Source organism: Phreatobacter sp., from assembly GCF_030691135.1.
In the GTDB taxonomy this organism is placed as follows: Bacteria; Pseudomonadota; Alphaproteobacteria; order Rhizobiales; family Phreatobacteraceae; genus Phreatobacter.
The window spans coordinates 1-15,766 of record NZ_JAUYFA010000077.1 but is presented as its reverse complement, the minus strand read 5'-3'; the positions used below and the strand labels follow the sequence as shown (position 1 = coordinate 15,766).

16 protein-coding genes are annotated in these 15,766 nt (G+C 68.2%); 9 read left to right on the top strand and 7 right to left on the bottom strand.

The features are described from left to right. Window positions 1–118: 118 nt before the first annotated feature. From Q8O26_RS14055 to Q8O26_RS14035, 5 genes are all read right to left on the bottom strand, one after another. Window positions 119–1,495, bottom strand: a complete 1,377-nt coding sequence (locus tag Q8O26_RS14055; RefSeq protein WP_305576634.1) for a TRAP transporter large permease — start codon at window positions 1,493–1,495, stop codon at window positions 119–121. Next, window positions 1,492–2,145 (bottom strand): TRAP transporter small permease subunit, encoded by a 654-nt coding sequence (locus Q8O26_RS14050; RefSeq protein WP_305576632.1) that lies wholly within the window; start codon window positions 2,143–2,145, stop codon window positions 1,492–1,494. Before Q8O26_RS14050 ends, Q8O26_RS14055 begins: the two co-directional genes overlap by 4 nt. 123 nt (window positions 2,146–2,268) lie before the next feature. After that, window positions 2,269–3,345 (bottom strand): TRAP transporter substrate-binding protein, encoded by a 1,077-nt coding sequence (locus Q8O26_RS14045; RefSeq protein WP_305576630.1) that lies wholly within the window; start codon window positions 3,343–3,345, stop codon window positions 2,269–2,271. 74 nt (window positions 3,346–3,419) lie between these two features. Next, window positions 3,420–3,830, bottom strand: coding sequence for a cupin domain-containing protein (locus tag Q8O26_RS14040; RefSeq protein ID WP_371134569.1), 411 nt, complete (start codon window positions 3,828–3,830; stop codon window positions 3,420–3,422). A 2-nt stretch (window positions 3,831–3,832) separates the two neighbouring features. Continuing rightward, window positions 3,833–4,648 (bottom strand): putative hydro-lyase, encoded by an 816-nt coding sequence (locus Q8O26_RS14035; RefSeq protein ID WP_305576626.1) that lies wholly within the window; start codon window positions 4,646–4,648, stop codon window positions 3,833–3,835. Between the two features lie 115 nt (window positions 4,649–4,763). On the opposite strand from Q8O26_RS14035, the gene Q8O26_RS14030 reads away from it, so the two are divergent. Continuing rightward, window positions 4,764–5,654, top strand: a complete 891-nt coding sequence (locus Q8O26_RS14030) for a LysR family transcriptional regulator (protein ID WP_305576624.1) — start codon at window positions 4,764–4,766, stop codon at window positions 5,652–5,654. Window positions 5,655–5,660: 6 nt separating this feature from the next. On the opposite strand, the gene Q8O26_RS14025 is transcribed toward Q8O26_RS14030, so the two are convergent. After that, window positions 5,661–6,092, bottom strand: a complete 432-nt coding sequence (locus Q8O26_RS14025; protein ID WP_305576622.1) for a DUF2948 family protein — start codon at window positions 6,090–6,092, stop codon at window positions 5,661–5,663. A 114-nt stretch (window positions 6,093–6,206) separates the two neighbouring features. On the opposite strand from Q8O26_RS14025, the gene Q8O26_RS14020 reads away from it, so the two are divergent. The 8 genes from Q8O26_RS14020 to Q8O26_RS13985 all read left to right on the top strand — a co-directional run bounded on the left by Q8O26_RS14020 (window position 6,207) and on the right by Q8O26_RS13985 (window position 15,303). After that, window positions 6,207–6,824, top strand: a complete 618-nt coding sequence (locus tag Q8O26_RS14020) for a ribonuclease D (protein WP_305576620.1) — start codon at window positions 6,207–6,209, stop codon at window positions 6,822–6,824. 128 nt (window positions 6,825–6,952) lie between these two features. Next, on the top strand, window positions 6,953–7,684 hold the full coding sequence (lptC, locus tag Q8O26_RS14015; RefSeq protein WP_305576618.1) for an LPS export ABC transporter periplasmic protein LptC: 732 nt from the start codon (window positions 6,953–6,955) through the stop codon (window positions 7,682–7,684). A gap of 2 nt (window positions 7,685–7,686) precedes the next feature. Beyond that, window positions 7,687–8,361 (top strand): LptA/OstA family protein, encoded by a 675-nt coding sequence (locus Q8O26_RS14010; RefSeq protein WP_305576616.1) that lies wholly within the window; start codon window positions 7,687–7,689, stop codon window positions 8,359–8,361. 7 nt (window positions 8,362–8,368) lie between these two features. After that, window positions 8,369–9,259, top strand: coding sequence for an LPS export ABC transporter ATP-binding protein (gene lptB, locus Q8O26_RS14005; RefSeq protein ID WP_305576614.1), 891 nt, complete (start codon window positions 8,369–8,371; stop codon window positions 9,257–9,259). Window positions 9,260–9,386: 127 nt separating this feature from the next. Continuing rightward, complete coding sequence (gene rpoN, locus Q8O26_RS14000; RefSeq protein WP_305576612.1) at window positions 9,387–10,919, top strand: RNA polymerase factor sigma-54; 1,533 nt, start codon at window positions 9,387–9,389, stop codon at window positions 10,917–10,919. Between the two features lie 208 nt (window positions 10,920–11,127). Continuing rightward, window positions 11,128–11,982, top strand: a complete 855-nt coding sequence (cysE, locus tag Q8O26_RS13995) for a serine O-acetyltransferase (RefSeq protein ID WP_305576610.1) — start codon at window positions 11,128–11,130, stop codon at window positions 11,980–11,982. Between the two features lie 172 nt (window positions 11,983–12,154). Further along, entirely contained in the window at window positions 12,155–13,726 is a 1,572-nt protein-coding gene (locus tag Q8O26_RS13990) for a long-chain-fatty-acid--CoA ligase (RefSeq protein WP_305576608.1), read from the top strand. Between the two features lie 29 nt (window positions 13,727–13,755). Next, window positions 13,756–15,303, top strand: coding sequence for an acyl-CoA synthetase (locus Q8O26_RS13985; protein WP_305576606.1), 1,548 nt, complete (start codon window positions 13,756–13,758; stop codon window positions 15,301–15,303). Between the two features lie 40 nt (window positions 15,304–15,343). Here Q8O26_RS13985 and Q8O26_RS13980 read toward each other — a convergent pair. Next, window positions 15,344–15,766: glutamate--tRNA ligase family protein (locus Q8O26_RS13980; protein ID WP_305576604.1), on the bottom strand; the 423-nt coding region annotated here is incomplete at its 5' end.

The window sequence follows — 15,766 nt, the reverse complement described above, 5'->3', positions numbered from 1 at the left end:
GTCGCGCAGGATGAATCCGGCGAGCCGCGCCCGCACGCCCCGGAGGGTTGTGAGGAGGCCATCCATGCGGGGGCGCAACTGAACGCAATCTGAACCGGTTGTCCGCGGTGGCGATCGCTCAGCGCATCACGCTCGGCAGCCAGGTGGCGATGGCGGGAAAAACCATCAGCACGCCGACCGCGAGAATATAGACGAGCATGAAGGGCAGCACGCCGGAGAAGACGTCGGTGATCGGACCGCCGTCCTTGCGCATGCCCTGCAGGACGTAGAGCACGGTGCCGTCGGGCGGCGATATCAGCGCGATCTCCACCAGCATGACGACGATGACGCCGAACCAGATCGGGTCGTAGCCCAGCGCCACGACGACCGGGAAGATGACCGGGATCGTCGTGATCATCATGGAGAAGCCCTCCATGAAGGTGCCGAGCGCCAGGTAGAAGCCGATGATCAGCAGCATGATCGCCCAGGGCGGCAGCGGCATCTGCGAGACGAGCTGGGCGAGGGCCTGCGGCACGCCGAGCGCCGTGAAGACATAGTTGAGCAGATAGGCGCCGAACAGGATGAGGCCGATCAGCGCCGTGTTGCGCGCGGTGGCCTCAGCCGAATCGTTGAGCATCTTGAAGGAGAGCTTGCCGTCGAGAGCGGCCAGCACGATGGCCGCGACGACACCGAGCGCGGCCGATTCGGTTGCGGTCGCGAGGCCGCCATAGATGGTGCCGAGCACGATGAGGATGAGCACGGCGGTGGGGGCGAGATCGACGAGGCTGCGCATCTTCTCGCCCCAGCTGTAGCGGGGACCGTCGGGATCGCGCGGCGCGGCGGTCTTCGCCTTCAGCAGGATGATGGCGATGAAGAGCGCGACGACCAGGATGCTCGGCCCGATGGCCGCGACATAGAGCGCGCCGACCGAGGTCTCGGTGATCAGGCCGTAGATGATGAAGGTGATGCCCGGCGGGATGAGATTGCCGAGCGCGCCGCCGGCGGCGAGCGAGCCGAGCACCATCTTCGGGTCGTAGGGCTTGTCCTTGAAGAAGGGCAGCGCTACCGAGCCCATGGTGGCGGCGGTGGCGACCGACGAGCCGGAGATCGCCGAGAAGACGCCGGACGCCGCGATATTGGTGTGCAGCAGGCCGCCCGGCATGCGGTTCAGCCAGATGTTGAGGGTGCGGTAGAGCCGGTCCGAGAGGCCGGCGCGCAGGAGGATCTCGCCCATGAGCAGGAACAGCGGCACCGCCACCAGCACGAAGGACGAGGAGGGGTTCCAGATGGTCTGGCCGATGAAGAGCCAGAAGGGCCGGTCGGAGAAGGCATAGCCGACGATGAGGCCGAGCACGCCGAGGGCGGCGCCGACATAAATGCCCATGCCGAAGAACAGCATGAACAGGCCGACCAGCAGCATGATCTCGCCCATCAGCTCGCCGGAGGGCGCATGGCCGGTGAAGCTCATGCCGAACATGATGGCGACGAGGATGAGGAGGAAGACGACGGCGATCACGGCTTCACCTCGGGGTTCGCGGGCCCGGCCGGCGCATGGGGATCGTCGGGGACGGGTTCGCCGACGGCCTCGAGCACTTCGGCGACCTCCTCCTGGTAGGAGCGGCTGTGCAGCATCCGTTCCGCCTCGTTGCCGCGGCCGGCGACGATCAGCAGGAAACATTCCAGCAGCATGGCGAGGATCAGCAGGAAGAAGGCGCCGATGCCGAAGGCCCAGAGGCCCTGCGGTATCGCCAGCGGGGTGCGGATGACGCTGATGTCGGTGGCGTTGAACAGCAGGGATTCCTCGACCAGCGTCCAGGCGCCGTAGAAGAGGTAGCCGACGAGCACGGCGAGAAAGGCGAGGCTGGTCAGGTGCAGCCAGTAGCGGATGCGGGCCGGAAACATGTTCACCACCACGTCGATGCGCACATGGGCGCGCATGGCGAGGGTGTGGGACAGGCCCCAGGCGATGCCGAAGGCCAGCGCGTAGCCGGACAGTTCGGTCGTCGCCTGCGACGAGAAACCGAGGAAACGGCGCGCCAGCACGTCGAAGGTGATGAGGCCGGCGATGGCGATGAAGCCCCAGCCCGCGACATAGCCCATCAGCGTGCCGAGCCGGGCCAGGGAACGCCGGCCGAGGCCGGCGACGTCGATCATCGTGTTCAGCATCGCGGCTCCCCCGAGGCCCGATCGGGCCTCACCGGCGGTGATCCCCCCGGGGAGCACCCTCGTCCCTGCGGTCGGGTCACGCGGGCGGGCTCTCCGCCCGCGTGACGGTGTTGATGGCGGCGATCAGTTGCCGGCATAGGTGACGCCGGTGATCGGCGCCACGATACGGTTATAGATCTCGCCGCAGCGGGCGCCGCAGCGCTTCACCCAGTTCGGCAGGATGGTCGAGGTCAGCGTCGTGCGCATCACGTCGGTATCGGCCGGGACCGGGCGATAGACGCGCATCGGGTTGGCATCCGGCACGCGGCCGAGCTTGCAGGCGGCGCGGTCGCCGATATTGCAGGAGATGCCGTCCTCGGTCTGTTCGAGGCCGAGCTTCCACTGGGCCTCCTCGACCTCGCTCATGGTCGCTTCCATGGCGGCGCGCACCGCCGGGTCGAGGCGGTTCCACCACTGGATGTTCACGACATAGGCGGAGACCGACCAGAAGAGCGGCAGGGCGTAGAGGCTCTGGGTCACTTCATACCAGCGGGCCGAGTTGCCCGAACCGGTGCCGGTGATGGCGCAATCGACGACGCCGCGCTCCAGCGCCGAATAGACTTCGGGGAAGCCGATGCCCGTGGGCTGGCCGCCGATCTGGCTGACGAAGTCGTTCGAGGATCCGCCACCGGTGCGGATGCGCTTGCCGCGCAGGTCGGCGAGGCTCGTCACCTGGCCGCGGCAGAAGAACTGCTGGGCGGCGAAGGGATACATGACGAGGATGCGGACGCCGAAGCGCTCGAGCTCCTTGTTGACCTCCGGCAGCATGGCGGCGGCCACCTTGCGCGCCTGGTCGAGGCTCGGATTGAGGCCGGCGAGATCGATCACGTCGAGGAGCGGAACGTCGCCCGCCACGGTGTTCAGCGGCACGGCACCGATATCCACCTGGCCGGAGCGGACGAGACGCAGGATTTCCGGGCCGTTGAGGTTGCGCTCGGGCCAGGACGCGAGCGTCACGCGGATGCGGCCGTTGGACTTGGCGGCGAGGCCGTCGCGGATCAGCGGCTGGTCGACGCGGGTGAACTGCGGCATGGCCGGGCCGGGCTGGGTCACGATCTGGACGTTGACCGGCGGGCCGGCCGGAACGGCCTGGGCGAGGACCGGCAGGGCGCCGGACAGGGTCAGGGCCACCGCCGTAGCGGCGGTTCGCAAGCGCATCATGGTGGTCTCTCCTTCATCGATGGGCCGCTCGGCGGCGGCGGCGGTGGTCGGTCGGCGTGGTCTCTGGAGTGTTTTTATGAAGCCGGCGGGTAGTAGAGGAATTCGATCAGCAGACAGCCCTCGTCGCTGAAGAAGGGACCATGGATGATGTGTGGCGGCCGGACGGCATAGGTGCCGAACGGCAACCGCACGGCCTCGGCCTTTGCAGCAAGCGTGCCAAGCATGAGAGAGCCGGAGACGATGAAGACCTCCTCGCACCAGTCGTGCGACACCGGATGGTCCACCGCGGCGCCCGCCGCCCATCGGCCGAGCCGCGTCACGGCCCCCTTGCGCGTCGCCGGGTCGAGGCGGCCGGAGAGGATCTTCTCCTCGACGCCGGAATAGCCGGGCACCGGCTGCCAGCTGCCGCCGACGAAGGCGTCGAAGAATTCGCGATGGATCTTGCCGAAGGCCCCGAAGCCGGGGTGCGGCGTCGGGGCGGGCATGGTCACAGGGCGGCGATCCGGCTGTTGGTGAGGTCGGTGACGAGCATGGAGCCCGGCGCATGGGTGATGGCGAAAGGAGGTTTCGCCGCGGCGATCACCGATTGCGGGGTGACGCCGCAGGCCCAGAAGACCGGCAGTTCATCGGCCTTGACCTCGACGGGGTCGCCGTAATCGGGCGCGCCGAGGTCGTGGATGCCGATGGCCTCGGGCAGTCCGATATGAACCGGCGCGCCGTGGACGGCGGGGAAACGGGAGGTGATCTGCACGGCACGGATGGCATCCGCCGGCTTCAGCGGCCGCATCGAAACGACCATCGGGCCGGCGAAGGGTCCGGCCGGGGCGCAGGCGATGGAGGTCCGCCACATCGGGACCGTCGTGTTGCAGCCGATATGGCGCATCGGGATGCCGTCCTGGATCAACGCTTCCTCGAAGGAGAACGAGCAGCCGATGACGAAGGCGACGAGGTCGTCGCGCCACCAGGAACGGATGTCAGTCGGCTCGTCGACCAGAACGCCGTCCCTCCAGACGCGGTAGCGCGGGATGTCGGTGCGGATGTCGAGGTCCATGCCGAGGGCGGAGACGGTGGGATCGCCGGGCTCCGACAGGCCGATCACCGGGCAGGGCTTGGGGTTGAGCGTGCAGAAGCGCAGGAAATCGCCGGCCAGATCCTTCGGCAGGATGGCGAGATTGCCCTGGACGCGGCCGGGGGCAAGACCGGCGGTATGGCCGGTGATGTCGCCGCGGCGGATGGCGCGCCGGACCTCGACGGGATCGCTGACGTCCAGGACGGTGGGGGCACGAAACTGGGCGACAGCCATGATTTTCTCCCAGAAAGAACGTCCCTGGGGCAGCAGTCCATCATTCCGCTTGCAGCGGGTCCAATCCTAAGTTTGGATCGGTTACGATTAATTCAGCTTATCGAATGCCGACCGCATGGTGGATTTCAAGGCGCTCGAAACGTTGGTCTGGGTGGCCAGCCTGAAGAGCTTCAACCGTGCCGCGGTGAAGCTGCGCACGACGCAGCCGGCGGTGTCGCAGCGCATCGCCCAGCTCGAGGCCGAGATCGGCCAGCGCCTGCTGGTGCGCGAGAAGCGCACCGTGGTGGCGACCGATGCCGGGCGGCGGGTGATCGACTATGCCGAGCGCCTCCTCAAGCTGCGTGCCGAGATGCTGCATGCCGTGGCCGACCGGACGGCGATCCGCGGTACGCTGCGGCTCGGCGTCGCCGAGACCATCGTCCATACTTGGCTGCCGCGTTTCGTCGAGCGGATGGCCAAGGCCTATCCTGGCCTCGCGCTGGAGATTGAGGTGGACATCACGCCGAACCTGCGCGACCGCCTGGTGGCGCAGGAACTCGACCTCGTCTTCGTGCTCGGGGCGCTGGCGGCGCCGCAGTTGAGGAACCTGCCGCTGTCGACCTATCGCCTCGCCTTCCTGGCGGGGCCGGGCCTGGCGATACCCGACGCACCCATCGGGCTCGCCGCTCTCGCTGCCCATCCGATCCTCACCTTCTCGCGCAACACCCGGCCCTATCTGATCCTGCGCGAGATGTTCTCGGCCCCCGACCTGCCGCCGGTGCGCATCCACGCCTCCTCGTCCATGGCGACGATCCTGCGCATGGCGGAGGACGGGCTCGGCATCGCCGCGGTGCCGGAGGCGATCGCGGGCGCCGAACTCGCATCGGGCCGGCTCCGGTCGCTGCGCACCACCGTGCGGCTGCCGGAGCTCGACTTCTTCGCCTCGTGGCGCATCGTGCCGGAGGCCGCCACGGTGGAGGCGGTGGCGGCGATCGCGGCGGAGGTCGCGGGGCCGCGCGCGACGTGAACGGGATCAGTCGTGTTTGGGGGTCGCGACGGCCGCCCACATGGGGCCGAGATCGTCCATCGCGGCCTCGATACACTCGACCGTCAGGCGAATGCCGCCGCCGCCGGCGAAGACCAGCTCGACCGTACCGCCGGGGGACTCTTCGCCCTCGGCCTCGAAATGGATGGTCAGCAGCTCCAGCACGGCGTCCTCGCCCTTGGGAACGGCGCGCGCCCTGACCGTGGTGACCCGCTCGAAATGCAGGCCCGTGCGGCGGCGCTGACATTCGCCACCCTCGGCGGCGGTCCAGTCGAACCGGTTGCAGACGAGAGCGAACCGGCGCTCGCGCGCCAGATAGGCGATGTCGGTGGGCTTGAGGACGGCGTCCTGCAGATGCGCGGACAGGACGGCCAGATCCTCGGCGTCGAACGCATAGAGCTTCAGCGGTGTGGCGGTCATTGGATTTCTCCGGCCTGTCGCCCTATAGGACCTGAGGCGGCCCCAAGTCCATGCGCCTGCGCAAGGCCTGCGGACCCGGGATTGCCTTCGATACCATCCCGCCCGAGGACTTCCATGACCATCCGCGCGCATGTCGGCGACCTTCCCGACCTCAGCCAATATCAGGTCGACACCGTCGCCATCGACACCGAGACGCTCGGCCTCGTTCCCCAGCGCGACCGCCTCTGCGTGGTGCAGCTCTCGCCGGGCGACGGCAGCGCCGACGTGGTGCAGATCCGTCCCGGGCAGGCGCCGCCGCCCCATCTCTGCGCACTGCTGGCCGACCCGAAGGTCACCAAGCTCTTTCATTTCGCCCGTTTCGACGTGGCGGTCCTGAAACACGCCTTTGGCGTGACGACCCGGCCTGTCTACTGCACCAAGATCGCCTCCAAGCTGGTGCGCACCTATACCGACCGCCATGGCCTCAAGGACCTGTCGCGCGAGCTGCTCGGCATCGACATGTCAAAGGTTCAGCAGAGTTCCGACTGGGCCGCCGACACGCTGTCCGCAGCCCAGCTCGACTATGCGGCCTCCGACGTCCTGCACCTGCATGCGCTCAAGGAAAGGCTCGACGCGATGCTGGCGCGCGAGAACCGCACCGCCCTGGCCGATGCCTGCTTCGCCTTCCTGCCGACCCGCGCCGACCTCGACCTCGCGGGCTGGCCGGAGATCGACATTTTCGCGCATTCGTGAGCCGGCGCGGACATGTCCGAGCGGGTGCGGCTTTGCACTCGCCATGGTGGGGCCATAGAGTCATGGTCTGTGCCGCGGGCCGAGCGGTCGAAAGCCGTGGAATCGCGGCATGAACACGGACGCAGACGATGGCTGGACGCCGCACGGATGAATGGAACGGCGCCGCCCCCGGCAGCAAGGGTGGACGCGTCGAGCGCGAAGCGGCTTTCGGCGTCGCCTTCCGGCATTCGAAGCGCGTGCGCCGGATGCGCGTTCTGGTGCCGATCCTCGCCGTCGTCGTCGTCTGCGCGGTCGGCTTCATCTCCTGGTGGGACCCGTTGAAGGCGCTGAACCTGCCGGTCTCGGTCGCGGCCGTCTCGATGTCCGGCTCGAAGGTGACGATGGAAGCGCCGCGACTGACCGGCTACACGACCGACAACCGCTTCTACCGCGTCACCGCCACCCGCGCCGAGCACGACATCACCCAGGCCAATGTCGTCGCCCTGACGGCGATCGATTCCGAGATGCAGCTGGAGGGCGGCGGCACCGCCCGCGTGATGTCGGCGACGGGCATGCTCGACACCAAGACTGGCCGCGTCGAGCTGAACCAGGACGTCACCGTGACGACGTCGAACGGCCAGAGCGGACAGCTCGGCCATGCGCTCATCGACACCCGGGCCGGAACGATCGGCTCCAACGGTCCTGTGAAGCTGTCGTCGCCGCGCGGCGTGATCGTGTCCGAGCGCATGCAAATTAGTGACAACGGCAAGGTGATCGTGCTTGAAGGCACTGTGCGTGGTAACTTCACGCCGGAACCGCCCGACCCGACCATTACCGATCTTTCGCAGCCCACGCCTGCGCCACGCCGATCCGGAGACTGACCATGACGCTGGCCGGCACCGCCGCGCTCTTCTTCGACCGGCGGCCGCTGGTCGCCGCGCTGCTCGCCGCCGCGCTTTTCGCGCCGGCTGCCTCCGCCCAGCAGGCCGGCAGCCCCTTCGTCGGGTTCACCCAGAACCGCAGCGACCCGATCAATTTCGAGGCCGACCGGGCGGAGGTCTTCGATACCGAGAAGCGTGCCGTGCTCACCGGCAACGTCCGCATCCAGCAGGGCGAATCGACGCTGCAGACGGCCCGCCTCGTGATCTTCTACGAGGACAATGCCAATGGCGCCGCCGGCCGGCCGGCGACCACCACCCCGCGCCAGGGCGCATCCGCCGATGTCCCCGCCGAGCAGCAGAACGTCAGGCGCTTCGAGATGCAGGGCGGCGTCATCGTCCGCTCCAAGAACCAGACCGCCACGGCCGAGCGCGGCTCCTTCGACGCCCGTCGCAACGAGGCGATCATGGAAGGCAATGTCACGCTGACCCAGTGCGAGAACATCCTGCGCGGTGCGCGTCTCCATGCCGACCTCACGGCCAACCGCGTGCGGATCGACGCCGCACCCTCGGGCGGGCGCGTCTCCGGCATCCTCCAGGGAACGGGCGGCGGGGGTGGCGGTACCAACAATCCCGATTGCGCGCCGGCCCGGCCGCAGGCGCGCAGCCCGCGCGGATAGGCCCGCCGTGTCCTTCATCACCCGCGTCTCCGGTTTTCTGGGGCGGAGGCCGGCTCACGAGGCCACCGCCGTCGACGACGACTGGCTGGTGAAGGAAATGGCCGCCCAGGTGGCCGAGCTCGACAAGCCCGAGCCGGCCGCCGTGGCGCGCAGCCAGGACGAGCCGCGCTCCGGCGAAGGCGTGATGTCGGTCCACGGAGTGTGGAAGAGCTACAAGGGGCGCGCCGTGGTGCGCGGCGTCAGCCTCGACCTCAGGCGCGGCGAGGCGGTCGGCCTGCTCGGCCCGAACGGCGCCGGCAAGACCACAGTCTTCTACATGATCACCGGCCTCGTCGAGGCGGACAAGGGCCATATCGAGCTCGACGGCCACGACATCACGGCGCTGCCGATGTACCGGCGGGCACGCCTCGGCATCGGCTACCTGCCGCAGGAAGCCTCGATCTTCCGCGGGCTCAATGTCGAGGACAACATCCGGGCGGTGCTCGAGGTCACCGAGAAGGACAAGGCTAAGCGCGAGCGCGACCTTGACGAGCTGCTCGAGGAATTCACCATCACCCGCCTGCGCAAGAGCCCGGCCATCGCCCTGTCGGGCGGCGAACGGCGGCGCCTCGAGATCGCCCGCGCCCTGGCGACGCGGCCGTCCTTCATGCTGCTGGACGAACCCTTCGCCGGTATCGACCCGATTGCCGTAGGGGACATCCAGAACCTCGTCCGGCACCTGAAGGAGCGCGGCATCGGTGTGCTCATCACCGACCACAATGTGCGCGAGACGCTCGGCCTCATCGACCGCGCCTACATTATCCATTCCGGCCAGGTGCTGATGGAAGGCACACCGAACGAGATCGTCTCGAACCCCGACGTCCGCCGCCTCTATCTCGGCGAGGAGTTCCGGCTCTGACGCAGGGGGATGTTCCCGCGGAGCCTCTTAACTCATCAGTCATCGGAACTATGGCATGAACCTTGCTGTTCGCGCCGCCTGCCCTCTATGATGCGGCGCAAGAGAACAGAGGGATGCGCCCGGGACGATGGCCCTGTCAGCCAGATTAGAGCTTCGCGTCGGCCAGTCGCTGGTCATGACGCCCCAGCTCATGCAGGCCATCAAGCTCCTGCAGCTGTCCAATCTCGATCTCGTCGCCTATGTCGACCAGGAGCTGGAGAAGAACCCGCTGCTGGAACGGGCCGAGGCGCCCGATCCGGCGGTCGAGGGCGAGATGCCCGATGCACCGCCCGCCGCCGATCCGGGCGACGCCCAGGCCGGTGACTGGCTCGGCGACGACATGGGCAACAGCCGCACCGACATCGAGGAGCGGCTCGGCACGGACCTCGAAAACGTCTTCCCCGACGACAAGGGTCCGGAAACCCGGCATGCCGATGCGGCCTCCGACCCGATGACCTCGTCCTGGTCGAATGTCGGCTCGGGTGGCAGCGACAACGAGGACTACAATCTCGAAGCCTTCGTCTCCGCCGACCTGTCGCTCGCCGACCACCTGTCGAACCAGCTGACGCTCGCCGTCGAGACCCAGGCCGACCGGCTGATCGGCCAGATGCTGATCGATGCGGTGGACGATGCCGGCTATCTCACCGTCACCACCGAAGAGGTCGCCGAAAGGCTCGGCGCCGAGATCGAGGACGTCACCAGCGTCCTCGAGGTGATCCAGAGCTTCGAACCGTCGGGCGTGGCGGCGCGCAACCTCGCGGAATGTCTGGCCATCCAGCTCAGGGACAAGGACCGCTTCGACCCCGCCATGCAGGTGCTGGTCGGCCATCTCGACCTTCTCGGCAAGCGCGACTATGCGGCGCTGAAGAAGCTCTGCGCCGTCGACGACGAGGACCTCTCCGACATGGTGGCGGAAATCCGCCGCCTCAATCCGAAGCCGGGCCTCGCCTTCGGATTCGCGCCGGTGCAGCCGCTGGTGCCGGACGTCATGGTCCGCGCCGGGCCGGACGGCGGCTGGATCGTCGAGCTGAACAGCGAGACCCTGCCCAAGGTGCTGGTCAACCAGAGCTATTATGCGCGGGTATCGAAGACGACGAAGAAGGACACCGAGAAGACCTTCCTCGCCGATGCCCTGCAGACGGCGACCTGGCTCGCCCGCGCCCTCGACCAGCGCGCCCGCACCATCCTGAAGGTTGCGACCGAGATCGTCCGACAGCAGGACGCTTTTTTCGCGCTCGGCGTCCAGTATCTGCGGCCGTTGAACCTCAAGACCATCGCCGACGCCATCAGCATGCACGAATCGACCGTGTCGCGCGTCACCTCCAACAAGTCGATCGCCACCAGCCGCGGCATCTTCGAGATGAAGTATTTCTTCACCTCCTCGATCGCCAATTCGGAAGTGGGCGGCGAGAGCCATTCGGCCGAGGCCGTGCGCTACCGCATCAAGCAGATGATCGATGCCGAGACGCCCGACGACGTGCTCTCCGACGACGCCATCATGGACAGGCTGAAAGCCTCGGGCATCGACATCGCGCGGCGGACAGTCGCCAAATATCGCGAGGCCCTGCGCATTCCCTCCTCGGTGCAGCGCCGGCGCGAAAAGCAGGCCATGGCGGTGTAAGCGGTTTCATCGGCACCCCGCCGATGCATTCCGGCAAGCGCGTCCTTCCACCCGCGACATCAATCACCTCTCGGTGGAAGGTCTTGTAGAATTTGCGTCCCGCGGCTGGCCGCGATCGGAGACGACTATTCTTTCGCGCCAAGTTTACTTGAATCGGGGCCGAACAGTGCCCTTATTCCCCTTCATCCATGCTGCGGAGGTTCGTTCCATGGCGAAGACCCAGGCGACGGGAACCATCATCCCTCTGCCCGCCGATACCGCCGATCTCGCCTGGCATCGCCTGCGCAGCGAGGGCGATGCCATGGCCCGGGCCAATCCGGAACTGGCGACGCTCGTGCTGCGCACGATCGGCCGCGCCTCGTCCTTCGAGGATGCGGTGGCGCGGCGCATCTCGGCACGTCTCGCCACCGGCGACGTTCCCGCCGACGTGCTGCACGACGCCTTCACCGAGGCGCTGGGAGCGTCCTCGGCCATTTCCGCGGCGATGCGGGCCGACGCCGCCGCCGTCATCGACCGCGATCCGGCCGCCGACCGGCTGATCGAACCGGTCCTTTTCTTCAAGGGCTTCCACGCCATCCAGACCCACCGCCTGGCGCATTGGCTGCTCGGCGAGGACCGCGGTGACTTTGCCCTCTATCTCCAGAGCCGCTCCTCCGAGGTCTTCCAGACCGACATCAACCCGGCCGTGCCCATGGGCCGGGGCGTCTTCCTCGACCATGCTACCGGCCTCGTCGTCGGCGAGACGGCGGTGATCGAGGACGACGTGTCGATCCTGCAAGGCGTCACGCTCGGCGGCACCGGCAAGGAGGCCGGGGACCGCCATCCGAAGGTGCGCCGCGGTGTGCTGCTCGGTGCCGGCGCCAAGATCCTCGGCAATATCGAGATCGGTCGCTGCGCCCGGGTCGCCGCCGGCTCGGTGGTGCTGCACGACGTCGCGCCGAACACGACGGTGGCCGGCGTTCCCGCGAGGCCCGTCGGCACGGCCGGCTGCGCCGAGCCCTCCCGGTCGATGGACCAGATCCTGGCGCGCGATCCAGCCGACGGCTTCAGCTACATCATCTGACCAGTCGACACCCGCGTAGCCCCGCAGCCCTCGGCCATCCGGCTTGCTTGCGAAGTGCTGTTTCATTGTGAGAAACATCGCTTCATGAGTTGAGGGCAACCGGCGGCAAGACCGGCGTGGACCAGGGCAGCAGCATGACGCGGACGGCAAGGCATCGCGGGGATGCGCGGGAATGCGCGCCATGACCATGCAGCTCACCCTCGCGGTGCACCGTGCCCGGCGCCTCTTTCCCGACAAGACGGCGGTCGTCTTCGCCGCGCGACGCTGGACGTGGGATCAGTTCGCCGACCGGGTGGCGCGGCTCGCCGGCGTGCTGCAGGGCCTCGGGGTCGGGCCCGGCGACCGCGTCGCCATGCTGTCCCATTCCAGCGACCGCTATCTCGAATTCTTCTTCGCCGCCTTCTGGGCCGGCGGCATCGCCGTGCCGGTCTCGACCCGCTACGCCGAGCCGGAGACCGCCTTCCTGATGCAGGACTGCGGCGCGAAGGTCCTACTGGTCGGCGACGATTTCACCGCCATGGCCGAGGCCCTGCGGCCGCAATGCCCGGATCTCCGCCATGTGGTCTTCGCCGGCGAGGGCGCGCTGCCCGCCGGCATGATCGGCTATGAGGCGGCGCTGGCCGCGAAGGCGCCGGTCGAGGATGCCCGCCGCAGCGGCGAGGATGTCGCCGTGCTCTTCTATACCGGCGGGACGACCGGGCGTTCCAAGGGCGTCATGCTCACCCACATCAACTGCATGGCGAATTCGTTCGGTGGCATGGTGCACACCAGGCTCGGCAGCAGCCTCGTCGGCCTGCATGCAGGCCCGCTCTATCACGCCGCCGCCGGCTCGCGCGTGTTCACCAACACCCTTCTCGGCGCCACCCATGTGGTCATTCCGCGGTTCACGGTGAAGGGCGTTCTGGAGGCCATCCAGGACCACCGGATCACCTTCACGTCCATGGTGCCGACCATGATGACGATGATCCTCAACGAGCCCGACCTCGATGCCTATGATCTCTCGTCGCTGGAGATGATCGGCTATGGCGGCGCGCCCATGCCGGTGGCGACGCTGGAAGCCCTGATGAAGCGGCTGCCGAAGGTGCGGTTTGCCCAGGCCTATGGGATGACGGAGCTGTCGCCGGCCTGCACCTATCTGGAGCCCGACGACCATACGCTCGATCCCGCCAGGACCTACCGCCTCGCCTCCGGTGGGCGCGTCATCGTCGGCTGCGACCTGCGCGTCGTCGACCCCGACGACCGCGACGTGCCGGTGGGAACGATCGGCGAGATCATCGTCGCCGGGGCGACGGTGATGAAGGGCTACTGGAACCAGCCGGACTTGACCGCGGAGGCGCTGCGCGGCGGCTACATGCACACGGGAGACGCCGGCTATCTCGACGCCGACGGCTATGTCTACGTCTCCGACCGGATCAAGGACATGATCGTCACCGGCGGCGAGAACGTCTATTCGATCGAGGTCGAGAACGCCGTCCTCACCCATCCGGACATCCGCGAATGTGCCGTCATCGGCGTGCCGCACCCGCTCTGGGGCGAGGCGGTGCATGCCGTCGTGACCTTCAAGGCGGGCCGCAGCGCCAGCGCCGAGGCCATCATCGCCCACTGCAAGACGCGGATCGCCGGCTTCAAGTGTCCGCAGACCATCGAGGTTCGCGAGACCATGCCGTTGTCGCAGGCGAACAAGATCCTGAAGACGGAACTGAGGCGTCCCCACTGGGAGGGACGGGCGCGGGCGGTCAACTGACGGTCCGGGCCGGCAAAGGAGTGGCGGCGATGGCGGAAGGTGCGGACGGCCTGTCGCGCGGCATCGTCAGCGGCGAGCGCCAGCGCGATCCCGAGGCGATCGAGGCGCGTGCCCGGCGGATTGCCGGCGGGCTCGACCGGCTCGGCGTCGGCCCCGGCGACTGCGTCGCCATCCTGATGCGCAACGACATCGCCTTTCTGGAGGCGACCTATGCGACGGCGATGCTGGGGGCCTATGCGGTGCCGGTGAACTGGCACCTCAAACCCGACGAGGTCCGCTACATCCTCGAGGACTGCGAGGCCAGGGTGCTGATCGGCCACGCGGACCTGCTGGCACCGGTGGCCGGCGACCTGCCCGGCGGCCTCGCCGTCTTCACCGCGCCGGTGCCGCCCGAGGTGGCACGGCATTTCCCGTCGGCGGGCCCGTGCGAACCCCCGGCCGGCAGCCGCGATCTCGATACCTGGCTGGGCCTTGAAGCGCCCTTCGACGGGCCGGCGCGCCCGGCGCCGATGAGCATGATCTATACATCCGGCACCACAGGAAAGCCGAAGGGGGTGAAGCGTCAGGCGCCGACGCCGGAAGAGGCGAAGGCATCGGAGGGCCTGCGCGCCCTCGTCTATGGCCTCAGGCCCGGGGTGCGCGCGCTGCTGCCGGGGCCGCTTTATCATTCCGCGCCGAATTCCTTCGGCATCCGCGCCGGACGGCTCGGCGGCGTCCTGGTGCTGATGCCGCGCTTCGACGCGGAGGACATGCTGAGGCTGATCGAAACCCATCGCATCGACACGGTCTTCATGGTGCCGACCATGTTCGTGCGCCTGCTGAAGCTGCCCGAGGCGGTCCGCCAGCGCTACGACCTCTCCTCGCTGCGCTTCGTCATCCATGCCGCGGCGCCCTGTCCCGCCGAGGTGAAGAGCGCGATGATCGCCTGGTGGGGCCCGGTGATCCACGAATTCTACGGCGGCACGGAGACCGGGCCCGTCACCTTCGCCACGTCGGAGGACGCGCTGAAGAAGCCGGGAAGCGTCGGAAGGCTCTCGCCCGGCGCCGCCATCCGTGTCCTTGGCGAGGACGGGGCGGTGCTGCCGCAGGGCGCCGTCGGCGAACTCTTCTGCCGCATCGAGGGCTATCCCGACTTCACCTATCACAAGGCGCCGGAGAAGCGCGCGGAGGTCGATGATTCCGGCTTCATCACCTGCGGCGACATCGGTTTTGTGGATGCGGAGGGCTATGTGTTCCTCTGCGACCGCAAGCGCGACATGATCATCGCCGGCGGGGTGAACATCTACCCGGCCGAGATCGAGGCGGCGCTGCTCGCCCTGCCGGAGGTGCGCGACTGCGCCGTCTTCGGCATTCCCCATGCCGAGTTCGGCGAGAGCATCATGGCGGTGATCGCGCCGCAGCCGGGGGTGGAGATCGATCCGGAGGCGCTGGGGGCGCAGCTCGCCACCCGCCTCGCCGACTACAAGCTGCCGCGGTACTTCGAGATCCGCCACGACCTGCCGCGGGAGGATTCGGGCAAGATCTTCAAGCGCCGGCTGCGCGACCCCTATTGGGCGGCGGCCGGCCGGGCGATCTGAGGGTGGGGCCTCGCATCACCAGCGTTTCCGGCGGGACAACTCAAAACCCCAGCATGGCCCTGATGTCGGCCGGGCTCGCGCCCTGCATCCGCAAGGCCCGGAAGCCCTCGGCCTGGTCGCTCTTCGACAGTTTGCGCCCGTCGGCGCCGAGAACGAGCGGGTGATGGCGATAGAGCGGCGCCGGCAGGCCGAGGAGTTCCTGCAGGACCCGGTGGACGGCGGTCGCCTCGAACAGGTCCTCGCCGCGCACCACATGGGTGACGCCCTGCAGCGCGTCGTCGGTGACGACGGCGAGGTGATAGCTGGTGCCGAGATCCTTGCGGGCGAGGACGACGTCGCCCCAGCGCTCGGGGCGGGCCGCGACGGTGCGGTGCTCCCGCCCTCGGGCGTCGACCTCGGTCCAGGACGGCGGCGCGCCGAGCCGCGCCAGCGCCGCGGCCATGTCGAGGCGCTGGGCGTGGGG

Excerpts from the sequence above, each read along its gene's own strand:
- Q8O26_RS14025 (WP_305576622.1), bottom strand. The coding sequence starts at position 6,092 with ATGACCGCCACACCGCTGAAGCTCTATGCGTTCGACGCCGAGGATCTG.
- lptC (WP_305576618.1), top strand. The coding sequence starts at position 6,953 with ATGGCTGGACGCCGCACGGATGAATGGAACGGCGCCGCCCCCGGCAGC.
- Q8O26_RS14040 (WP_371134569.1), bottom strand. The coding sequence starts at position 3,830 with ATGCCCGCCCCGACGCCGCACCCCGGCTTCGGGGCCTTCGGCAAGATC.
- cysE (WP_305576610.1), top strand. The coding sequence starts at position 11,128 with ATGGCGAAGACCCAGGCGACGGGAACCATCATCCCTCTGCCCGCCGAT.
- Q8O26_RS14030 (WP_305576624.1), top strand. The coding sequence starts at position 4,764 with ATGGTGGATTTCAAGGCGCTCGAAACGTTGGTCTGGGTGGCCAGCCTG.
- Q8O26_RS13990 (WP_305576608.1), top strand. The coding sequence starts at position 12,155 with ATGCGCGCCATGACCATGCAGCTCACCCTCGCGGTGCACCGTGCCCGG.
- Q8O26_RS13985 (WP_305576606.1), top strand. The coding sequence starts at position 13,756 with ATGGCGGAAGGTGCGGACGGCCTGTCGCGCGGCATCGTCAGCGGCGAG.
- Q8O26_RS14010 (WP_305576616.1), top strand. The coding sequence starts at position 7,687 with ATGACGCTGGCCGGCACCGCCGCGCTCTTCTTCGACCGGCGGCCGCTG.
- rpoN (WP_305576612.1), top strand. The coding sequence starts at position 9,387 with ATGGCCCTGTCAGCCAGATTAGAGCTTCGCGTCGGCCAGTCGCTGGTC.
- Q8O26_RS14020 (WP_305576620.1), top strand. The coding sequence starts at position 6,207 with ATGACCATCCGCGCGCATGTCGGCGACCTTCCCGACCTCAGCCAATAT.
- Q8O26_RS14050 (WP_305576632.1), bottom strand. The coding sequence starts at position 2,145 with ATGCTGAACACGATGATCGACGTCGCCGGCCTCGGCCGGCGTTCCCTG.
- Q8O26_RS14035 (WP_305576626.1), bottom strand. The coding sequence starts at position 4,648 with ATGGCTGTCGCCCAGTTTCGTGCCCCCACCGTCCTGGACGTCAGCGAT.
- Q8O26_RS14045 (WP_305576630.1), bottom strand. The coding sequence starts at position 3,345 with ATGATGCGCTTGCGAACCGCCGCTACGGCGGTGGCCCTGACCCTGTCC.